Origin of the sequence: Mesorhizobium sp. M0664 (genome assembly GCF_040320565.1) — a bacterium.
GTDB lineage: Bacteria > Pseudomonadota > Alphaproteobacteria > Rhizobiales > Rhizobiaceae > Mesorhizobium.
The window spans coordinates 1-4,324 of record NZ_JAMYPW010000093.1 but is presented as its reverse complement, the minus strand read 5'-3'; the positions used below and the strand labels follow the sequence as shown (position 1 = coordinate 4,324).

Genomic DNA, 4,324 nt, shown 5'->3' with positions numbered 1-4,324 from the left:
CCATGAAAAAGCTGTCGAACCCGGAAGAGCCTGCCGTGGGCCGACGAGCGGTATCCTCGTTCATACCAACATCCTGTCGCCCAAGGCGTGGGCAAGTAATCGCATTCGCAGTCCCCCATTGTCAGTTCCGGTGGCCTAGTCGAAACCGGTCGGGCACCACCACGTCGACGGCTCGGCGGCTGCGGTGTACACGTGTGCCTGGATTGGCGAATACAACCAAGCTCCAATCCCGTCTGCCGGGGGCCGCGGTCGCGTCGATTCGATCCGAAGTTATGCGGCCTGTTGCATCGCCCGTTCGTTGACGCCTGTTTCGCCTAGTCGTGTGAGCGCCTCATCGGTTGCTTTTTCTTCCTTGAGCGTCTGTTCGAGTAGCGGGACGGCGTCTTTCAAGCCAAGTAACCCGGCCCATGTGACAAGAGTCCCGTAGCGCGCTATTTCATAATGTTCGACGGACTGGGCTGCAGCCACGAGACCCGCGTCCAATGCCGGAGCCTCCTCGAATTCCTCCAAAATCTCCTGTCCTTCTTCGATGATGCCGTCGATCGCCGGGCACGTTTTCCCTTGGGCTCTCTTGCCAAAGGCGTCGAAAACTTGCTGCAGACGCTCGATCTGACCTTCCGTCTCGTCACGATGTTTTTCGAACGCCGCCTTCAACTCTTTGGACTCCGCGCCCTTTGCCATTTTCCGGAGCGCCGTCAGAATCTTGCGTTCGGCGTAGTAGATGTCTTTCAGACCATCATAGAAAAGGTCTTCCAAGCCCTTGGAGCTGCCCTGAGAGCTTTTTTTCGTCGCCATTGTCATCTCCTCTTTCATTTCTATCGACGCATGCATGGCTCTAACTGGACCAGTCTCTTGTTGTTCCTTCGGCGACGGCACACCGGCAGCCAACAGCGAGCGACGGTCGGGTTGACCGCTGATTTCAGTCCGCCGCGCCAGCAGCGGCTTGAGCATCTCGGCTGCGCTCCATTGCGGAAGTTCCGGAATGAGGATCGTCTGCCTGAAGGGTTTCCGCTGTCATCGAGTCCTTGCGGCCGCATTTTTCGCAACGGACCTTTGCCCGCACCTGATCAAGGTTCCCGATCTCTTCTCGGGCCCCCAATGGCGTCGAACCTGGACGAAGTTGCCGACCAGATCAGCAGTGTATAGGGGCCGCGGACCTGTTTTGCGATGTAGTTGAACTCACCTTGAGGCAGCTGCTCGCGCAGGCGTTTGGACGACAGGCGGACGGCATCATGGCCTCTAAATTCGAATTCGAGGTCAAGAGGACCACGTCCACAGCATAGTTGCACCTAGGATCCTCCTCGATGTCGCCAGCGGCGCGAAGCCTCAGATGGTCTTCGAAAACCCCTCTGCGGACCGAGCATGTCATGTCTCCTTTGCAGTACCGGAAAGGCCGTGGACAGCCGTGTCGTCCTTCGCGATGCTGAACGGATGCGACGGCGGTTTGTTCCTGAGGCCAACATGCGCTGGAGCCGGATTGACTTGCACCCCCGATCACAAACGAATGAGAACATTCAATCGGGGTCCTCATGGCTTCCGCCATCGACATTCTGGCATGCTGACCAGCGACGAGGTCGGCAATTGTCCAGGACTAGAGCGGCCGGCCAGGTGCAGCGGTGCCGGGGGGACCTCACGCTCCAAGGCCGTCCTGGCCTTCGCCAGCGACAACCACAAGGCCTGCAAAAAAGCTTCATCTGCTTGCGGTGTTAATCCGACCTCCTTGCAATGTTCAACGATCCTGTCCTGGATCGACACTGCGGTTTCATACCGTTGGACAACCCTTGCCAGAACGTCCTGACAGGTGCCAATCGCCACCTCCCGAATGTGGTCAGCGACGGGAGAGAGGGCAGCACGGGTGACATCATGAGCAACGGGGGCGTCCCGATCAGTCGGATGTATTCCGCCTCGGGCTGCCCATAAGAACGATCCGCCAACGCGCGTCTATAGCAATAGCTTCAGCCTTCAATTGAACAAAGCAATCGTGCGGGGACCGGTCCTCACCCATGACCAGGGCTGACCCGGTCATACCGTCAAAGCCAATAAGGCCAACCTCGGCCTCGACGTCAGCCCGAAGCTTCGCCACCATTGACCCGGGACCGCTCTCGAAGAAATCGACGGTGTCAATCGGGACCGAGGCCTGCTCCAGGTGCGTCCTCAGTCCCAAGTGACGGGCTTCGAGGTGAGGCTGCAGCAACGTCAGATCCGGCGCGCTCAGGCCGCAACAGTTCGTTCTTGAACGAGGTTTCCATCTGCGCTGTCTCCCGATCGGGGCGGAAGCGCGATGGTCGCTCACAGCTGACGACGCCCTAACAATTGTCGACAGTCAGGGGAAAGTATACCTAAAAGGGCGGGGAGTCTCAAAAAGCTACTATGCTGACCAGAGAGGCTCGTCAGTCTGGCGATCATCAAGATGCTGCTAACAAGCAGTGTCCGCCTCTCCTGGTCGAAGGTTGCCTTCGCAATCTGGTGTGCGCCTTTTGTCGAAGCATAACGGCCCCAAACTGATTCATCCTCTGGGGAAGCCAAGCGGTATCGACGCTGCCTGAAAACTTACGCGCAAGCTCCACACTTTCGGGGGGCGCTTTGTCGATCGACCAGAGTAGCCAAGCACCCCTTCTGTATCCCATAGTATTCGGCTTCGCCTATTGCTCCGGAACGGCAGAGGTTTGCGGACGATTTCGTGCTGCTTCGGCAATTTCCGGGATGTATTTCGTCGCGGTGCAGCTTCGGTTCACATTGGCGCGTGCGTCGAATACCTCTTTCTCGCAGACCCGCTTGGCGAGCTCGATAGGCACATGAACTGCCAGAGGCACTTCCACCTCGGAGATTCCAAGCTCCCTTGCGATCTGCTGTTTCACTTCGTGCCTGCCAAGCGAAACGTCGACGCCGACATCCTGGGCATCTTCGGTTGTCGATGATGCGCCTTGCCCCGGCAGATCTTGCTGCTCGGTCTGAGCAAATGACTGCACGGCAAAAAGCTGCAAGGCGAACACGGCGAGCGGCAAAATTCGTTGGAATACTCTCATGCCTGGCTCCTGCAGGTGCCTTTAACAACGGCAAAGTATTTGAAGCGTTCCAGAGGCGGGGATGCGCGCGCTCAGCGGCAGTCGAGGCGGGTTTTTTCTGTTGGAATACGATATGGCGACCGTGGTTGGGTGCCGACAGCCGACTGTGCTGGCACATCGGAGTGTAGGAATTTGCCTACCGAGAAAGAAAGACAAGCCAGAGACGAGCGCACCTCAGATGCTGCACGAGGATTGACCGACATTGAGCGTGCGGCACGAGACGCAAAGACCGCGGCTCGGGAGCAGCGCCTGAAGGCCGCACTTGCTGTGACGTCGGCCGCGGCATCTAAACCGAAGAGGACACCAAAAACCACGAAAGCCTAGCAGTCACTTGCACCACACGGGAGCTTGCATTCAACCCCACGGTGCTCAAGATCCAAGTAGGCTCTGCAGCTCTCTAGGCTCACAACCTCGTGCACCCAAGTTTGATCCTGCTGCAGCAATCAGGACTACCCCAGAACGAATATGGCCAGCAGGGCAACAAAGAGAACGAGGGCAGTCCAAACTGAGCAACGTGCCGTGCAAGGCTGTTCCCAACGCTCTCGGAGCCAACTTGGTGTCAGTCCAACTGCCGGTTGCCGTAGGGCTTCGAATCGCTCTAGCGCTATCGGCAATACAGCGCGGCTCTCCTCTGAGCGCGACCGCAGCTCCCTTCAGGCAAGATGCGCGAGCAGACGGATATCTATCTGACCGAAAGCAAAAGAAACCACGCGTGCCCCACTGAAAGCACAAGCAAGCGCAAAGGTTCCTGAACTGATGCTCGGCTGGCGGGAACTTGCTCGCCAGCCGAGTTGAGTTCAGGCGGTGGTCGGGGGAGATCAGCCAGCCACACGCTGGTGATTCCAACCTGAGCCGATGTGCCAATCAGCAACCTTCGTCGGTCTTTTTCACCTGGCCTGGCGCGGCGGTATTGGCTGTCGTGTCCTGCTGACCAGGCGCCGCCTGCTGAGCGCTGCCAGTCTGCTGGCCGGGCGCGCAGTCTCTGGCCGAGTTCGGATTTGTGGTGCCGCTGGTGGTGGTCGTGTCGGTGCCCTGATCGCCGGACATGTTGGTGCCGCTGCTCGTCGTGCCGGTGCCCTGATCCGTCGTACTGGGCATGGTTGTCGTGGTCGAGGTTCCGCTGGTCGAGGTTCCGCTCGAAGTTCCGCTGGTCGTCTGGGCAAAGGAAAGCCCTGCCGACACCGCCAGCACGGCCGAAGCCAAAAGGATGCGTTTCATCTTCTTTCTCCTGTCTGAATGCGCGGGATGCGCCTGGCAAA

3 protein-coding genes are annotated in these 4,324 nt (G+C 58.6%); all 3 read right to left on the bottom strand.

Features of this window, described 5'->3' with window-relative positions:
- Positions 1–270: 270 nt before the first annotated feature.
- Entirely contained in the window at positions 271–795 is a 525-nt protein-coding gene (locus NKI39_RS33940; protein ID WP_352662415.1) for a YciE/YciF ferroxidase family protein, read from the bottom strand.
- 1,847 nt (positions 796–2,642) lie between these two features.
- Complete coding sequence (locus NKI39_RS33935) at positions 2,643–2,984, bottom strand: hypothetical protein (protein ID WP_352837478.1); 342 nt, start codon at positions 2,982–2,984, stop codon at positions 2,643–2,645.
- 945 nt (positions 2,985–3,929) lie between these two features.
- Positions 3,930–4,283 (bottom strand): hypothetical protein, encoded by a 354-nt coding sequence (locus NKI39_RS33930; protein WP_352456137.1) that lies wholly within the window; start codon positions 4,281–4,283, stop codon positions 3,930–3,932.
- Between the last annotated feature and the right edge of the window lie 41 nt (positions 4,284–4,324).